This is a genomic window from Chryseobacterium sp. SN22 (assembly GCF_008329705.1).
In the GTDB taxonomy this organism is placed as follows: Bacteria; Bacteroidota; Bacteroidia; order Flavobacteriales; family Weeksellaceae; genus Chryseobacterium.
This window is the reverse complement of sequence record NZ_VTSX01000023.1, coordinates 69872-85719: the sequence shown is the minus strand read 5'-3', so window position 1 is coordinate 85719 and position 15848 is coordinate 69872. Positions and strand designations below refer to the sequence as shown.

Sequence of the window (15848 nt, the reverse complement as noted above, 5' to 3'; positions counted from 1 at the left end):
TTCTTAATGTATTCTTTAGAAAAAATACATGCCAGGCTTATAAGTCAGGACAATTATAGATTTTGGGACTCAGGATTAAATGGCAGAAGTGCCGTAGCATTATTCTTTTTTTATTATTATAGATTTGCAAAGGACGTTAATTCATATAACCAAGGAATTGAATTAATTGAATATGAATTAAATGATTTAGAAAATATTTCTAATGTAAGTTTATTCAATGGCCTTTCAGGTATAGCATGGACTATTAATCATTTATGCATCGAAAATTTATTAGATATTAATCATGACGAATTCCTTCCGGATTTACTTGAAGATCAACTAAAAAGTATTTTTTTTTCAAAAGATTATATAACTTCCCAAGAACACTTTGAAATAAATTGCAACATTCTTTTCTATTTTATTGAAAGGTTTATATCAACAAGATCCGAACAATTAAAAGGAAATTATGAAATTTTTATTAATCAAAGCTTAATATTTTACACTCATATATTTTATCAACTTAAAAAAAATAAATATTATGAAAAGTTTTCAGTAAATATATTAGAATCTTTTATAAAGCTTTTAAACCTTCTTACAAATATCTTCCCATCACCACTAATTGATTTCCTATTATCAGAAAGCATTAAGTGGATAATAAAAAAACCTCTTATACACTCTTATCCGTTAATTCAAAAGCATATTAGTATATCACTTAATTATCTAACGGATATCAAGCTTATTAAACAGGCAAATATTTTTTTTGAGAAAATCAAAATAGAAGATATTCCTGATAAAAGTGATGATAAAGAAATTGGTATCTGGAATTCTGGTTATAGCAAATTAGGATTAAACTTAATTGTTAAACAGGAAAATCATATGAGTGATACTTTAAAATATTTACTCTATTAATTATCCATTTTATACCTACCAATCCCGGCATTTCGCCGGGATTTTTTGTTATCTTTGTGTACTTTAAAAAAACAAAAAATAGATTATGGAATTTTACAACATTTTGCTTAATGCGCATAAGGGAATTGGATATCTGGAAATTCTTTTGGTGACCTTATTTGTGATTGCCCTCTTAACGACGATGTTCGGCTATAGCGGGAAAGTGAATAAGTTTCTGAAAAAGATTACCCTTTTTACGATGATCTTCTTCCATGTGCAGTTTATAGCAGGGATTGTTCTCCTTATGGTATCGCCGGGCGTTAAAGCTGCTTTATCTGCAGGAACCCTGATGAGTGATTCTTATTCAAGATTCCAATATGTAGAACATCCGTTTTCGATGCTGATCGCCGCTGTTTTGATGACGATCGTTAATAAAAAAGTAAAAACAAATCCTACCATTACCTTAGGCGTAGTAATTATGGGATTAATTGCCGTAGGTTTATTTGCATTCGCGTTCCCGTGGGCCAGAGTCTTCGGGGCATAAATATATTTTAACAAAACAATTTTTAATTAAATCAATGAAAGTAGCTGTAGTAGGTTCAACAGGAATGGTTGGACAAGTTATGCTTAAAGTTCTCGAGGAGAGAAACTTCCCGATCACCGAACTGATTCCGGTAGCATCCGAAAAATCCGTTGGCAATAAGGTGAAGTATAAACAGGAAGAATTTACGATTGTAAGCATGAAGGACGCTATAGCTGCCAAACCCGATATCGCGATCTTCTCTGCCGGAGGCGGGACTTCCCTGGAATTCGCCCCTCTTTTTGCCGAAGCAGGAACTACGGTGATCGACAATTCTTCTGCCTGGAGAATGGATCCCGGCAAAAAACTGGTGGTGCCGGAAATCAATGCAGAGGTACTGACAAAGGAAGACAAGATCATTGCCAACCCGAACTGTTCGACGATTCAGCTGGTGATGGTATTGGGACCATTGAATAAAAAATACGATCTTAAAAGAGTGATCGTTTCCACTTACCAATCCGTTACAGGTACCGGTAAAGCAGCCGTTGACCAGCTAAACGGGGAAATCGGCGGAGACGAGTCTACGGCTAAAGTATATCCTTACCAGATCTTCAAAAATGCACTGCCGCACTGCGATGTTTTTGCAGACGACGATTACACCAAAGAAGAAATTAAGCTGATGAAGGAACCTAAGAAGATTTTAGGGGACGACACGTTTAATTTAACGGCTACTGCCGTAAGGGTTCCCGTACAGGGAGGCCACTCGGAAAGTGTAAACATCGAGTTTGAAAATGAATTCGATCTTGATGAAGTACGGAAAATCTTATCCGAAACCCCGGGCGTTGTGGTGATGGATAATGTGAAAAACAATGAATACCCGATGCCGCTGTATTCCGAAGGAAAAGATGAAGTATTCGTCGGAAGGATCCGGCGGGACCTGTCTCAGCCCAATACCCTGAATCTCTGGATTGTGGCGGACAATCTGCGAAAAGGAGCTGCCACCAACGCGGTACAGATTGCAGAATACCTGGTAGAAAAGAACTTAGTGTAAACTAACAAACCTAAAAAGAGTCTCAGAATTGAGATTCTTTTTTTTATCAAACCTATGAACGTTCAGCAGAATAAAAATACAGATAAACTGTCCTTTCAGAAACTGATCGCTGTTTTTGGGGTCATCCTTTTCATCGGGAAAATCGTTGCCTGGAAACTAACGAATTCCGATGCTGTCTTTTCGGATGCGATGGAAAGTATCGTGAATGTGGTGAGTGCTTTTATGGGATTATATTCCCTGTACCTGGCTGCGAAACCCAAAGATGAGGACCATCCGTACGGCCATGGAAAGGTAGAATTCGTCACCTCCGGAATCGAAGGGGCCCTGATTGCCATTGCAGGAATCATGATCATTTACGAAGGCGTCAACAGCCTTATCGTCGGGAAGGTCCTGAGTAAGCTTGATCTTGGAATCTGGATTATTGCTGCTACGGCTGTTGTCAATTACCTGTTGGGCTATATTTCCATTAAAAAAGGAGAAGCAGAGAACTCCCTGGTGTTAATTTCGTCCGGAAAACACCTGCAGTCCGATACGGTAACGACTCTTGGGGTGGTGATCAGTTTAATTGTTGTCTATTTCACTAAAATTTACTGGCTGGATTCGGTGGTAGCTTTGATTTTCGGGCTTTACATCATCCTTGTGGGGTACAAGATCGTCCGGAAGTCTTTAAGCGGGATTATGGACGAACAGGATCCCGAATTGCTCAACCAGATCATCAAGGTGCTGGAAGAAAACCGCCGCACGGAATGGATTGATGTCCACAACATGAAAATCCAGCAGTTCGGAGCCAACCTACACATCGATGCCCACATTACCCTGCCCTGGTATTACAGCCTTCGCGATGCGCACAATGAAATGGAAAAAATGATCATCCTCCTGGCCAAGAATACCAGCCGCAGTGTGGAGTTCAATTTCCATATGGATGACTGCAAGCCCATTTCCTGCCCGGTCTGCCGGATCGCGGAATGTCCGGTCCGTGAAAAAGATTTTGTAAAAAGAGTAACCTGGACCCCGGAAAACGTGACCAACACGGAAAAGCATACCGCGGAATAAAATATTAATTTATTTTTTCATTCAAATGCTTCCGGTAATAAAACATCGGGATAACCAGCAGCAGAATCAAAGGCTGGATTACAAACCGCCGCATGTAAAAAGAAAACAGATATCCGATTTCAAACCGGTCGTAAATACAGTACAGGTAAATCGGAAAGGTGATCAGAAAGATAATCGTTATTAAAATAGCGCCCTGGATGGTCCATTGCCTGTTTCTGAACCAGAAATGAATGATCAGGCAGGAGAAAAAAAGATTTAAGATAAAACGGAAAAGATAGCCGGCAACCAATTTTCCCCATTCAAAAGGTGGAAAAGGAATGTTTTTCTGTGCTTCATGGAAGTAGTTTAGGAAAGGATCGTAAAAAAGACGGTCTTCCCCTATTCTGATGCCAATGAGTCCCAATATCCCAAAGGCCACTAAAAACCAGCTCAGCACTCTCATTTTTTCAATGCAAAAAATTTGATCCAGACCAGCCACAGGGCAACCACCGTTCCGTAAATAATAGCCGGAAAAATAAAATCGTGTGAAATCTTTCCGTATTGTTTGTAGTCTGCCATAACGATATTTAAACCTACAATCCTGAGCAGATTCATTACATACAGCAGGACCAATCCTATCAATACAAAAAGGAATGTTTTGGACCCTTTATAAAAGGCAAAGACAAAAGCAACAAAAAGAATCATCACGGATACCGCATTACAGCCTTCCACCATCCGGGTTACATATTCCTGTTTTACGTAAAACCATACCTGTTCGCCTTTCACATCGTCGTACAGCTGCGTAGGGAAGCCGGTGGAATTCTGAATTTCGCTTACCTGGCCTGCGATCATCCGGGAAAAAGGATCAAGGCCTTCCCCCTGAAAACGGTTCAGGAAAAACTGATAAGCAAAGAGCAGCACCAGGTAAATGATGATAAAACGAAGCAAAATGCTTAAAGCAGGTTTGAAATCCTTTAACATACTGCAAAGATAGAAATTAACCGTAAATTACTATCTTTGTTTCGCCTATGATTTCCGGATACGCCCAACGATTTTTTGAAAATTATATAGAAACACCCTCTTCTGAATTTATTACGCTAGCTCAAAGCGGTTCTGCAAGGGTTAATTTTCTGGCAGCAGCCGGAACTAAAAAATACATCGTTACCTGTAACGAAAATATTCAGGAGAACGAAACTTTCCTGTATTATTCGGATGTTTTTTCCCGTTTAAAGCTGAATACTCCTGAAATCCTCGCCGTTTCCGGAGATCGGAAAATGTATATCCAGGAATTTCTGGGCGAGCAGACGCTGTCCGATATCATTACGAAAGAAGGGCTTTCAGACCGTGTAAAAGGTTTGGTACGTCAAACATTGGAACAACTGTACCGGCTACAGGTTTCAACCCGAGATAAAATCGATTTTACCAAAACTTTTGAATACGAAAACTATGACGAACTGCCGGTAACCCATGATCTGTATTACTTTAAAAATTTTGTGGCGGACGTCCTTGAACTGGAATACCATAAATCGACCCTCCTGAAAGAATTTAAAAGCATTGTCAACCTCATCGAAAGCCTGGAACCGAAAGGACTGATGATCCGTGATTTCCAGTCCAGGAATATTATGGTGAATGATAAGGATAAAATTTCCTTCATCGATTACCAGTCGGCGATGAAAGGTCCGCTGATGTATGATGTTATTTCGTTTCTTTTCCAGGCCAAAGCCGATTTTCCTGAAGATTTTAAAAATGAAATGCTGGAATTCTATATTCGGCAATTTGAAAATCAGGAAATCGAAAATCAACTAAAAAATTCGGTAAAGCCACTCCAGATGATGAGATTCCTTCAGGTATTAGGAGCTTATGGATTCAGAGGTCTGATCCAAAGGAAACCGCACTTTATCGCAAGCCTTGAAAAAGGGATTGAAAACATAACGGAATTGGCAAAATCCTGGGAACAAATGAAAGACTATCCCGAACTGGAAAAAGTGATCAGCAGGCTGAATTCGGAACAAAATAAGGATAAAATAGAAGGAATACTGAACCGTTAAGATTGTTTAGAGCAGAATATCAGGAAAAATACAAGCCTGTCATTCCGTAGAGATTCCAACAGAGTATTAGAAAAATAAGACTTGCTTATTATCAGTTTAAAATAATAATTAAAAGAAATGCTACACATAGACATACACAGTTTCTCCTACAAGAAAGGAGGAATACCGAAAGATGAAACAGGAAACGGAGGCGGTTTTACCTTCGATTGCCGGGGAATCCTGAATCCGGGGAGAGTGGAAGAATATAAGATCCAGACCGGAAACGACATCGGCGTTCAGGAATACCTGGAAACCAAAACGGACATGCCTAAATTTTTAGAATTGATCAAAAGCCTGGTTTCCATCAACATTGATAATTACCTGGAACGGGGGTTTGAAAACCTTCAGATCAACTTCGGATGTACGGGCGGCCAGCACCGGTCGGTATATTCTGCCATCAAGACAGCCCATTTCATTGAAGAAAAATATGGCACCCAGGTAGAAATCAGTCTTCATCACGACGAACAGCACCAGCTTAACACAGGTAATAAGCAATAGGTAATGAGCAATATTTTTAATTTCATTAATGATGTATTACCATTAACGGCTATGCGTTGTATTACTTATTACCCATTACTCATTACCCATAAAAAATGAAGGCTCTTATTTTTGCAGCAGGAAAAGGTACCCGGCTGAAACCTTTTACCGACCATCATCCGAAAGCATTGGCTAAAGTGAATGACATTCCGCTTTTGGAAAGAAATATCTGTTATTTAAAAAATTTTGGAATAACCGATTTTGTCATTAATATTCATCACTTTGGAAATCAGATTGTTGATTTTTTAAAGCAAAACAACAATTTCGGATGTAAAATAGAAATTTCGGACGAATCCGAAGAACTGCTGGAAACAGGAGGCGGCTTGATTTTTGCCAGAAAATTCCTCGATCACGGTGAAGATTTCCTGATTATGAATGCGGACATCCTTACCGATATCAACATCACGGATTTTGTAGAATATCATAAAAAGATAAAAGATTTTGCTACATTAGCTGTTTCGGACAGAGAAAGTTCGAGGAAATTGCTTTTCAATAACGATCTGGTGTTGCGCGGCTGGCTGAATGTACAGACCGGCGAACAAAGACTGGCTGAATTTAACAAAGGTTTTAAACCGTTAGCTTTCAGCGGCGTTCACTGCATCAATCCGGTGATCTTTGAAAAAATAAAAAGAAAAGGCAATTTTTCTGTGATGGAAGAATATCTGGATCTGATGCAGACCGAGCATATCCATGGTTTTCTGCACGACAGCATCCTGATCGATGTCGGAAGACCGGAATCCGTAACAGAAGCCGAAAAACATTTTAAATAATTTGCAATGGGAATGGAAGGAACCCGGGATGAAAGTTTGATCAATCCCGAATTTGATGCTAATGAAACCAGGCTGCATAACAGTCTGAAACAAAAAACCTGGGACGAGACGGTAACGAAAGACAGCTGGATGGTCTTCAAGGTGATGGCCGAATTTGTAGACGGCTATGAAAAGCTGGCGAAAATCGGTCCCTGCGTTTCCATATTCGGGTCGGCAAGGCTGCAGCCGGAAAGCAAGTATTACGAAATGGCTGTTGAAATCGCTGAAAAGATTACCAAAATCGGCTTCGGGATCATCACCGGAGGCGGGCCCGGAATTATGGAAGCGGGGAATAAAGGAGCTTTCAATGCCAAAGGAAAATCTATCGGACTGAATATTGACCTGCCTTTCGAGCAGCATTTTAATCCGTACATCAACAGATCCTACTCCATGAATTTCGATTACTTTTTCGTGAGAAAAGTAATGTTCGTGAAATATTCGCAGGGATTTGTTGTCATGCCCGGAGGATTCGGAACACTGGATGAGCTTACGGAAGCATTAACGCTGATTCAGACCAATAAAATCGGAAAATTCCCTATCGTCTTAGTAGGTTCGGAATTCTGGAGCGGCCTCCTGGACTGGTTTAAGGCGACTTTACTGAAAGAAAAAATGATCCACGAGGAAGATCTTGACCTGTACCGTGTAGTAGATACAGCAGATGAAGCAGTGGCACACATCAAAGCGTTTTACGATAAATATTCCGTCAATGTCAATTTCTAGTTGGCATATTATTTGTGATTAACATAAAGACCATGAGTGCAAATTTATTTTTTAAGATGAAAAAAATTTTATCTATATCAGGAATTTTAACATTATTTATGTTAATGAGTTTCACGTATGTAGACTTTTTCTCTTCAATGACCAAGGTAGATTATATTGACGGAAGCAAAACATTGAAGTTCACGACAAAGATGAATACAAATCATATTTCTGACGCCATCAAAATCAACCCGAATACGGCAGGATTTGAGGCAGAAGTTAAAAAGTATGTAAACAACAATTTTGATGTGTACGTTAACGGAGTTCCGAAAACAATTACTTTTACGGGAAGCCAGGTAAGCGGAGAAACAGTATGGGTCTATTTTGAAACCGGAAGCGTTTCAGATATCAGTACCTTAAGAATAAAGAATACGATTCTTCTGAGCACTTTTCCCAGGCAGATTAACCTCGTTAATATTGCTTACAAAGGAAGCCAGAAAACAATGAATTTCCAACGCGGAAAAGAAGTGAACGAAGTATCTTTTTAAAGAACATTTAAATTAGCTAAACCACTGCAATTGCGGTGGTTTTTTTATTACATTAATAAATAGTTAAAACGAATATTCACTGAATGATTCTTCGAAAATTGAATTTAACAACTACTGATTGGAGGAAGATTTATTGCTAGAATACAAAAGATCTTAGAGTATGTCTCAGGTTTGTTACTAATAATTAAATTACAGAACTTTATAACATAAAAAAGACTGCCCTTATCAGGCAGTCTGTCTATTTTAGATATCCGGATCTGTTATTGAACCTGAATATTGTCTAACTGAACGGTAGTTGTAACTCCACTTCCGTTTCCGGTATATTCGAATAAAATAAATCCGTTACCCGTTAACGAAGCCGGGAAACTGTACATTCCGGCAGGCGTTAAAGTTCCGTAACCGCTTACAGGAGTCTGCGGGATCGTTGTAAACGCCGAAGTGATATCTGTTTTTGTAGCCTGGGTAATATCGCCAAGCGGCGTGTAATTAGTAGTATAATATACTTTTAAGGCGTTACCATTCCAGAATCCGACGTTAACATCAAATTTCAGGGTATTTGCAGCGGTAAAGTCTACCGGAACTGCGAAATACGTTACATAAGGACCTGTTCCGGAGTTTGCTCCCAACTGAATATATTTGTTGTTGTTGAAAGTTTTTAACTGCCAGTATCTGTTTCCTAAAAGCGCATCATTTACATATTTAGGATAAACTTCAAGGTTACTTGGTGCTGTCGGGTAGCTTTCAAAGTTTTCAAGGAAAGATCCTGAATACGTAATGGCTGTTCCTCCTTTCGGCGGTGTTGCATCTACTCTGCTTCCTTTGAAATTAATATCGGAAATACTTCTGATCAGCATCTGCCAGTTGGAATTGTAACGGCTTACCACAAAAGTAATGTTTCCGCTTCCGGTAGGAAGTAATTCACCGCCTGTTTTAAAGAAACCTGAATTTCTTATAACCGCCGTATTGCCAAGTTTATCCTCGATATTCCGATCTGTATCCAGGCCCTGTCCTCCTGCGTCATAATCAATAAATTTCTTTACCGTAGGATAGATTTCGGAAATACTAAACTGAACATCCGGTACACTTACTAATGTATTGATTAAGCTTGCATTTTTAGCATCGGCTAATGAAGTAAGCTGTTTAGGAACAATAGTCTGAATATCCAATCCGTTTCCGTTACAAACACCCGACACATATCTTCCTACAAGATTCTGAGGAATCCGGCCTATTGCAAACACAGGATCTTCAGAACCCAGTTTAATTGTCCCTCTGTCATTCCCTATACGTAATCCTTTGGCATTGATTCTAATATGGGCACCTACAGGATAATCTGCAAAGTTGCTGGCCTTGTCAACTTCGATCTGCAGACCTACGGTAGGATTTGAGGTTTTATCCTGAAAAGAAATCGTTTTATAGAAGTTACCCTGCTCGTCGGAAGATATAATATAACCGTCAAATATTTGATCGGTCGTAATTAATTTATATCCTGTTGCCGGAGTTTGGGCCACGAAGTCTGCCATAGAGATCGTAGCGGCAGGAAATTTATTTGAACATTCGATCGGCGGGGTTTCCCACTCATCATTTTTTACGCATGAAGACATTGCAGACAATATACCTGCTGCCAATAATGTCGTTTTTAAAAATTTCGCGATATTATTCATGTTATTTTATTTTTATTAAAATCTAAATTGTAAGTTAACAAAGTAAGAACGGCCTTGGGTATACCAGTACTTAGGTCCGAAAGAAGGAGCCGGGCTGTAATAATCCGTTGCAAAATCAGGAGCTTTCGTTTCTCGGGTCTGCTCGAATCCTCCGGTAATATATCTCTTATTATTTAAAATGTTGTTTACAGAAGCCGTAATTAATACATAATATTTACCAAATACGAATGACTTACCTGCATTTGCATTGAAGAAGAATGAAGACGGCAGTTTTACCGGCTTCAGCAGATCTCTTACATTTTCTTCCGTAAGACCTACATAAGGTGCTCCTGTAGCAGGATCCGTTATAAAGTTTTGGGTTCTTAAAGCCGGTGCAGGATCCAGGAAATTATCGTCAAGGTAATTCCAGTTTGCTCCTACCCACCAATATTTCGGATTGTTATAGCGAAAGCCTAATGAAAATGCCTGTTGAGGAGTTCCTCCCTGCTTATAGTTTTTAACATAAGCTTTTCCGAAAGAGGTAACATTACTTCCTGATGCATCCGATATCAGGTAAACATCAGGATTGTTACGATAAACGAACTGTCCGTAGCTGGCTAATCCCTGAACGGATAATGTAGGTAAAACTTTTACATCAACACCTAGCTCCGCACCCATGTTTCTTTTTTCAACATTAGACATTACCTGCGTCACGAATGCACTCTGAACCTGAGAAACGGTTCCGTCAGGATTGGTGTTATTCAGTTGAATTCCGTCGGCAAAAAATCGCTGTACATTGGTTTCATTCTGGGTATCCACCAAATATCCTGAAGCTCTCAGCTTAATAAACGGAGTACTCATGACATAGCTCAGATCATTAGCTGTGTAAACCGTACTTCTGATATTAGGATTAACCAATGCGTTAACTCTTGGATTGATGAAAAGGTCTTCAAGGAACGGGGCCTGGTTGTACATCGCTCCGTTGTATACAAAGAAATTCCTACCGTTAAGGCGATAAATAACCTGCCCTTTTAAACCAAAATTCCAGAAATTATAGTCTTTACTTTTTCCATAAGAATTTTCGTATAAATAATGCTTAAACAGACCTTCTCTGCTGGAGGATGAATAGCCTGCCAAAGCGGATACAAAAACATCAAAATTTCCTGTTGAGAATTTTAATCCCGGATTTATTTTAGCTTCCTGTCTTCTTAGGATATAATTGTAGGTCATACGGTCACCAACCTTTACCCCTACATTAGAATCAAGCGTATTGTAATATCCTGTAGATCCGGGTCTTGCTGTTTCTTTAAACGGGTCTACATTAATAGCGTAATCACCTCCTAAAAGATCTTTTACCTCACGGTACAACTCAGATCTGTAATTCTGATAGGAAGCATTTAAGATAAACTTGGCACGATCATTAAAATTGTAGGTATAGTGAGTCCCAGCGTTAAATATTTTATCATTACTTACATCATCTACCAGATACACCTTGGATCGCTTACCGCTTAAGCCGTAAAGACGGGACATTTCAGCCTGATCTACGACGTCATTTTTCATGTTGTTTTTGTAAAGCCGATCCCAGTTGATCTGTGTAACATCAGGATCACCGTTCACCCAGCTGTTCAAGCTTGTATTGTAAGCATCGGCCAATGTAGTAAATTGTGCCGGCGTAAATTGCGGGTTGTTCGTCGCATTATAAATAATACTGTTGACGTAATAGCTCGGTAAGTTTCTGTAATATGTTGGAGATGGGTTTGAAACACCATTCCAGTCCAGACGGGAGCCTCTGTCTTTTCCTAACTGGTAGGATATACTGGTCCAAAGGTTCGAGTTTTTATTGATTTTCCAGAAGTCCTGCACCTGAAAGATCGGCTGAAAACCTTTTCTTACCCTCTCGCTTCTTTTTTCACCATCCTGCCATCCCCAGTATGAGTTATAATGTACTCCACGGTAATCATAAACTTCCTGAGTGCTTGGGCTGGCGGTAGACCTTCTGTATGGCGAACCAATAAAGTTAAAAGTCATTGTATGGTTATCGCTGAACCTTTTTTCAACGCCTAAATAAGTACCGTAAGCATCATAGAACGTACCTTCCTGGATCCCTTCTTCAGCCCATCTTCTGGCACCCATTGCTGTAAATGCCCATCCGCTTTTGCCCATTCCTGAACTATAACGTAAAGATGTTCTGTTTCTGTAGTTCCTGTTGGTTAAAGACTGCGTAAACTGAAATCCTTTTCTGTATTCGCTGGCCTTTGTATTTTTATAGATTACCCCGGTGCTCCCTCCGAATGCATATTCTGAAGGAGAATGGTTAGCAGAAATCTCAGGGTATCTTGTAATTTCATTAAGGCCTCCCCAATTGCTGAAATCTACATTCCCGTTATCTGCTTTTACCATAGAAACACCATTCATCATGCTTTCTCCGGTTCTTCCGTCAATCCCTCTCGGACGGAACCAGTAGAATCCCAGGTCAAATGCCGCGATTCTGTTGAAAATATCCTGGGACGACTGTAGTAAACCTACCGTAGAAGCCTGTCCGCTGCTACTGTCTTCATCATCACTGCTGCTGTTGTCGATAATAGCTAAACCCTGGTCCGCGCTGGTAAGTGCAGAATAAAGGGTAATGGTCCCCAAATCCTTTCTCTTCTCATTGTCCATCACATCAAACTCCATTACTTTGGTTTCGTAATTGGGTTTGGTAATCACAATTTGGTAATGCCCCGGCTTCAGGTCCACAAACTGGAAGTATCCGATTTTGTCAGCCGTTACATCATTGTCACTCCCTTTCATATCTACTTCTGCCCTTTCAACGGGCTTTCCTTCAGCATCCTTCAGATATGCAGAGACGGTGGTCTGTGCAAAATAGTACGACGCCGGAAGCAAAGTAAATAAAGAGACTAATGATAGTTTTTTAATCATGAGTATATTTATTTTTAAATACTTTTCTTATTAGTTCTCAACAGTTTAAAAGTTGGGGCGACAAATTTAGTCAAAATTTAGAATTTACAACTTCTTTAACGTTATTTTTTCTTAACATTGCAAACTTTTAAGAATCATTATAGATAAAAAACAGGAATACCATGTTTTAAATTTACAAATATTTAAAATGGGGTCAATTAAAAAAAAGTAAATTTGCAGATTAAATAATATTAATACCACTCTAAGAAAATGAAGAAATTTTTGAGTTTTTTTGCCATCATTTTTTCGGTTATGGCATTTTCACAACAGCAGGGAAAACTGAGGAAAGTAGCTACCGTAGGGTTTCTGAATGTTGAAAACCTTTGGGACACGATTCGCTCGGCAGATTATATAGACGGGACCAAAGACATTAAAAATCCGGCTTTCCACAGAAGCATTCCGGTAGACTCGATCAAATTCCTGGAGGCTGAAAAATACGACGGGCCGTGGAGCGACGGTGCCCTGATCGGGAAAAAAGCCATACGTTACCAGAGTAGTGCTGATGAGTTTACTCCGAAAAGCGCAAAAAACTACAATTCCAAAATTTATAAAGCAAAATTAGCTAACGAGGCAAAAGTAATTTCCGAATTGGGAGCACAATATACCAAAACAGCTCCGGCGGTGGTAGGCCTTATCGAGGTTGAAAACAGACAGGTGATCCAGGATCTGATCAATGAGCCGGCCTTAAAAAAATACGACTATGGCATTATCCACTATAATTCTTATGATTACAGAGGAATTGATGTGGCTTTAATTTATCAGAAAAGGAGATTTACACCCACCAACTCCCTGAAAAAAGAACTGAAAGTTTTCAGTGATGATGGCAGACGGGAATATACGCGTGATATTTTAGTCGTAACAGGATTTCTGGATAACGAAAAAGTAGCTTTCTTCATGAACCACTGGCCTTCCCGGAGAGGTGGCGAAGCAGCGTCTCTGCCTAAGAGAAATGCCGCCGCCGCTTTATTAAAACAGCAGATGGACAGTGTACGGGCAGCCGACCCCTCAACCAAATTATTCGCCATGGGCGACTTCAATGATGACCCGGTAAGCTCAAGCCTGAAAAATTACCTTAAGGCACAGCCGAGCGTGAAAGACCTCAGCGACGCCAACCCGTATTTAAATCTGATGTACCCTTTGTACAAAAAAGGTGTGGCTTCACTGGCCTATCAGGATGCCCCGAACTTATTCGACCAGATCATCGTTTCCAAAAACCTAATCTCGGATCAGGTGACGAAAGACTACTCCGTATATAAAGCGGAAATCTTTGCACCGGCCTATCTGGTCAACAAAGAAGGAAATTATAAGGGCTATCCTTTCCGGTCCTGGAACGGGGATCAGTTTACGGGAGGATACAGCGACCACTTCCCGGCGTTTGTTGTTCTCCAGAAAGAACCCTAAAATTTAAGGCACTCATTTTGAGTGTCTTTTTTTATAATGTACGGATATGAAAAATACCATCACCATCTTAATCGTTTCTTTACTTACTTTCAGTTGTTCTGCGCAGGCACCTTCAAAAAGTGATAAGGAAAAGAGCGAAATGAAACCTTCCAAAAATGAAGACGGGGAATGGGATCTAACGATCATCGACACCCAGTTTGATTATTTCCTGAATGCAGTGGCCAAACCGATTAGCCAGTACACGGAATCTTCTCTGAAAAGCAGGAATACCCAGCTCGTAGCAGAATGGAATTCATACTATTTTTCCGGGCGGTACCGCAATGTGATCGAATCATCGATTGATTATGACCCGAAAGAAAAATACGGATTAAAGTTTGAATATAAGCTGTACCAGGTTTTCGCGTATGTTAATTGGAAATATGGGCTGAGGATGAACGGGCTGTCGGGAAGTGATACGACAAGATTTTAGATAACAACAAAAAAGGTTCGGCATTACGCCGAACCTTTTCTATTTATAAACCGTAAAAAATTATTTGTTGAATAATTCTTCTACTTTATCCCAGTTTACCACTTCGAAGAATGCGGTTACATAGTCAGGTCTTCTGTTCTGGTAGTTCAGGTAATAAGCGTGCTCCCAAACGTCAAGTCCTAAAACCGGAGTTCCTTTCACGTCTGCTACCGGCATTAATGGATTGTCTTGGTTTGGTGTAGAAGTTACAGCAACGGAACCGTCTGAATTTTTTACCAGCCAGGCCCATCCTGAACCGAATCTTGTTTTAGCCGCGTCGGAGAAATCCGTTTTGAATTTATCAAACCCCCCGTAATTTTCGATAGCAGCTTTTACGTTTCCTACCGGCTCCTTACTTCCGCCCGGCGTCAAAATTTCCCAGAATAACGTGTGGTTGAAATGCCCTCCACCGTTATTTCTTACTGCCGGCTTATCGGTCCCGGTCTGGCAAACTTCTTCTATCGTTTTTCCTTCAAGGTCTGTTCCTTTAATGGCATTATTTAAATTGTCAACGTAAGCCTGGTGATGTTTTGTATGGTGGATTTCCATTGTTTTCGCATCAATAGTCGGCTCTAATGCATCGTACGCATATCCCAGTTGTGGTAATTCAAATGACATAATTATATTTTTTAATGTTATTACTCAAATTTAGTCATAATTTGATCCATAGTCAAAAAATGCAGATTACTTTAATAAATCTTTAACATTGATTCTTTGATTTAGAATGAATTAAGTTTTAAAGTAGGGAAGCTGGATGATGGAAGCTGGAAGTTTTCTGAATCTTGGATTTTTCAATCTATGTGAAACCAAATTCTATTTCATGCTCAGGCTATTTGAATCTAAAAAAATATTGCAGAATTCTAATGATTTTCTATACAGATATTGCTCCGCCAGCGCAAAGTCAACAGCTGATTAATTTAATTTTAAATTATTCAACACAATAAGAAAGTCAAATAGATTAAGATCTTTAAAGGAAAATGGTCTTTGATCCTAAAGTAAGTGGTTTTTAAGTAAACTTCCAGCATCCGGCTTCTCCCTCCCAGCCTTTTAATCCGAATTATACGTCAGGTTCACTGTAATTAAAAATTAAACTTCATTATTAAAAAATTCTTACCTGGTCATTGATCCAGCAAAACAAAAAGCACGGACATTTCTGTCCATGCTTTCTTTATGATAAATTCAATTCTA

General features: G+C 39.5%; 16 protein-coding genes. 11 read left to right on the top strand and 5 right to left on the bottom strand.

Translation table 11 applies throughout. From position 1 onward, the window contains the following. From FY557_RS15765 to FY557_RS15750, 4 genes are all read left to right on the top strand, one after another. The coding region (locus tag FY557_RS15765) for a lanthionine synthetase LanC family protein (RefSeq protein ID WP_149248201.1) at positions 1–888 on the top strand (888 nt) is incomplete at its 5' end. A gap of 85 nt (positions 889–973) precedes the next feature. After that, positions 974–1411, top strand: coding sequence for a hypothetical protein (locus tag FY557_RS15760; RefSeq protein ID WP_149248200.1), 438 nt, complete (start codon positions 974–976; stop codon positions 1409–1411). A 34-nt stretch (positions 1412–1445) separates the two neighbouring features. Next, positions 1446–2438, top strand: a complete 993-nt coding sequence (locus FY557_RS15755) for an aspartate-semialdehyde dehydrogenase (RefSeq protein WP_149248199.1) — start codon at positions 1446–1448, stop codon at positions 2436–2438. Positions 2439–2492: 54 nt separating this feature from the next. Continuing rightward, positions 2493–3491, top strand: coding sequence for a cation diffusion facilitator family transporter (locus tag FY557_RS15750; RefSeq protein WP_149248198.1), 999 nt, complete (start codon positions 2493–2495; stop codon positions 3489–3491). A 4-nt stretch (positions 3492–3495) separates the two neighbouring features. On the opposite strand, the gene FY557_RS15745 is transcribed toward FY557_RS15750, so the two are convergent. Beyond that, on the bottom strand, positions 3496–3933 hold the full coding sequence (locus FY557_RS15745) for an exosortase F system-associated membrane protein (protein WP_149248197.1): 438 nt from the start codon (positions 3931–3933) through the stop codon (positions 3496–3498). Next, positions 3930–4451 (bottom strand): exosortase family protein XrtF, encoded by a 522-nt coding sequence (gene xrtF, locus FY557_RS15740; protein WP_149248196.1) that lies wholly within the window; start codon positions 4449–4451, stop codon positions 3930–3932. Before xrtF ends, FY557_RS15745 begins: the two co-directional genes overlap by 4 nt. 47 nt (positions 4452–4498) lie before the next feature. On the opposite strand from xrtF, the gene FY557_RS15735 reads away from it, so the two are divergent. From FY557_RS15735 to FY557_RS15715, 5 genes are all read left to right on the top strand, one after another. Further along, positions 4499–5518, top strand: coding sequence for an aminoglycoside phosphotransferase family protein (locus FY557_RS15735; RefSeq protein ID WP_149248195.1), 1020 nt, complete (start codon positions 4499–4501; stop codon positions 5516–5518). 117 nt (positions 5519–5635) lie between these two features. Beyond that, complete coding sequence (locus FY557_RS15730; RefSeq protein WP_149248194.1) at positions 5636–6055, top strand: RNase adapter RapZ; 420 nt, start codon at positions 5636–5638, stop codon at positions 6053–6055. Between the two features lie 95 nt (positions 6056–6150). Further along, on the top strand, positions 6151–6864 hold the full coding sequence (locus FY557_RS15725) for a nucleotidyltransferase family protein (protein WP_149248193.1): 714 nt from the start codon (positions 6151–6153) through the stop codon (positions 6862–6864). Between the two features lie 6 nt (positions 6865–6870). Continuing rightward, positions 6871–7623, top strand: a complete 753-nt coding sequence (locus FY557_RS15720; RefSeq protein ID WP_149248192.1) for a TIGR00730 family Rossman fold protein — start codon at positions 6871–6873, stop codon at positions 7621–7623. A 104-nt stretch (positions 7624–7727) separates the two neighbouring features. Beyond that, positions 7728–8150, top strand: a complete 423-nt coding sequence (locus tag FY557_RS15715) for a DUF6702 family protein (protein WP_317131790.1) — start codon at positions 7728–7730, stop codon at positions 8148–8150. A gap of 260 nt (positions 8151–8410) precedes the next feature. Here the strand turns inward: FY557_RS15715 and FY557_RS15710 are convergent, their stop codons facing one another. Next, entirely contained in the window at positions 8411–9811 is a 1401-nt protein-coding gene (locus FY557_RS15710) for a DUF5689 domain-containing protein (RefSeq protein WP_149248190.1), read from the bottom strand. A gap of 15 nt (positions 9812–9826) precedes the next feature. Further along, a complete protein-coding gene (locus FY557_RS15705) occupies positions 9827–12712 on the bottom strand; it encodes a carboxypeptidase-like regulatory domain-containing protein (RefSeq protein WP_149248189.1) in 2886 nt (961 codons plus the stop codon). A 249-nt stretch (positions 12713–12961) separates the two neighbouring features. Here FY557_RS15705 and FY557_RS15700 point away from each other — a divergent pair, with 249 nt between their 5' ends. After that, entirely contained in the window at positions 12962–14152 is a 1191-nt protein-coding gene (locus FY557_RS15700) for an endonuclease/exonuclease/phosphatase family protein (protein WP_149248188.1), read from the top strand. 46 nt (positions 14153–14198) lie between these two features. Then, positions 14199–14621 carry a DUF6146 family protein gene (locus FY557_RS15695; RefSeq protein ID WP_149248187.1) on the top strand — a complete coding sequence of 141 codons (423 nt, stop codon included), beginning with the start codon at positions 14199–14201 and terminating at the stop codon, positions 14619–14621. 60 nt (positions 14622–14681) lie between these two features. Here FY557_RS15695 and FY557_RS15690 read toward each other — a convergent pair whose 3' ends face one another. Further along, on the bottom strand, positions 14682–15278 hold the full coding sequence (locus FY557_RS15690) for a superoxide dismutase (protein ID WP_149248186.1): 597 nt from the start codon (positions 15276–15278) through the stop codon (positions 14682–14684). Positions 15279–15848: the final 570 nt, after the last annotated feature.

Coding starts and splice junctions, on each gene's coding strand:
- xrtF (WP_149248196.1), bottom strand. CDS start 4,451: ATGTTAAAGGATTTCAAACCTGCTTTAAGCATTTTGCTTCGTTTTATC.
- FY557_RS15710 (WP_149248190.1), bottom strand. CDS start 9,811: ATGAATAATATCGCGAAATTTTTAAAAACGACATTATTGGCAGCAGGT.
- FY557_RS15725 (WP_149248193.1), top strand. CDS start 6,151: ATGAAGGCTCTTATTTTTGCAGCAGGAAAAGGTACCCGGCTGAAACCT.
- FY557_RS15690 (WP_149248186.1), bottom strand. CDS start 15,278: ATGTCATTTGAATTACCACAACTGGGATATGCGTACGATGCATTAGAG.
- FY557_RS15695 (WP_149248187.1), top strand. CDS start 14,199: ATGAAAAATACCATCACCATCTTAATCGTTTCTTTACTTACTTTCAGT.
- FY557_RS15750 (WP_149248198.1), top strand. CDS start 2,493: ATGAACGTTCAGCAGAATAAAAATACAGATAAACTGTCCTTTCAGAAA.
- FY557_RS15720 (WP_149248192.1), top strand. CDS start 6,871: ATGGGAATGGAAGGAACCCGGGATGAAAGTTTGATCAATCCCGAATTT.
- FY557_RS15715 (WP_317131790.1), top strand. CDS start 7,728: ATGAGTTTCACGTATGTAGACTTTTTCTCTTCAATGACCAAGGTAGAT.
- FY557_RS15735 (WP_149248195.1), top strand. CDS start 4,499: ATGATTTCCGGATACGCCCAACGATTTTTTGAAAATTATATAGAAACA.
- FY557_RS15700 (WP_149248188.1), top strand. CDS start 12,962: ATGAAGAAATTTTTGAGTTTTTTTGCCATCATTTTTTCGGTTATGGCA.
- FY557_RS15730 (WP_149248194.1), top strand. CDS start 5,636: ATGCTACACATAGACATACACAGTTTCTCCTACAAGAAAGGAGGAATA.
- FY557_RS15760 (WP_149248200.1), top strand. CDS start 974: ATGGAATTTTACAACATTTTGCTTAATGCGCATAAGGGAATTGGATAT.
- FY557_RS15705 (WP_149248189.1), bottom strand. CDS start 12,712: ATGATTAAAAAACTATCATTAGTCTCTTTATTTACTTTGCTTCCGGCG.
- FY557_RS15745 (WP_149248197.1), bottom strand. CDS start 3,933: ATGAGAGTGCTGAGCTGGTTTTTAGTGGCCTTTGGGATATTGGGACTC.
- FY557_RS15755 (WP_149248199.1), top strand. CDS start 1,446: ATGAAAGTAGCTGTAGTAGGTTCAACAGGAATGGTTGGACAAGTTATG.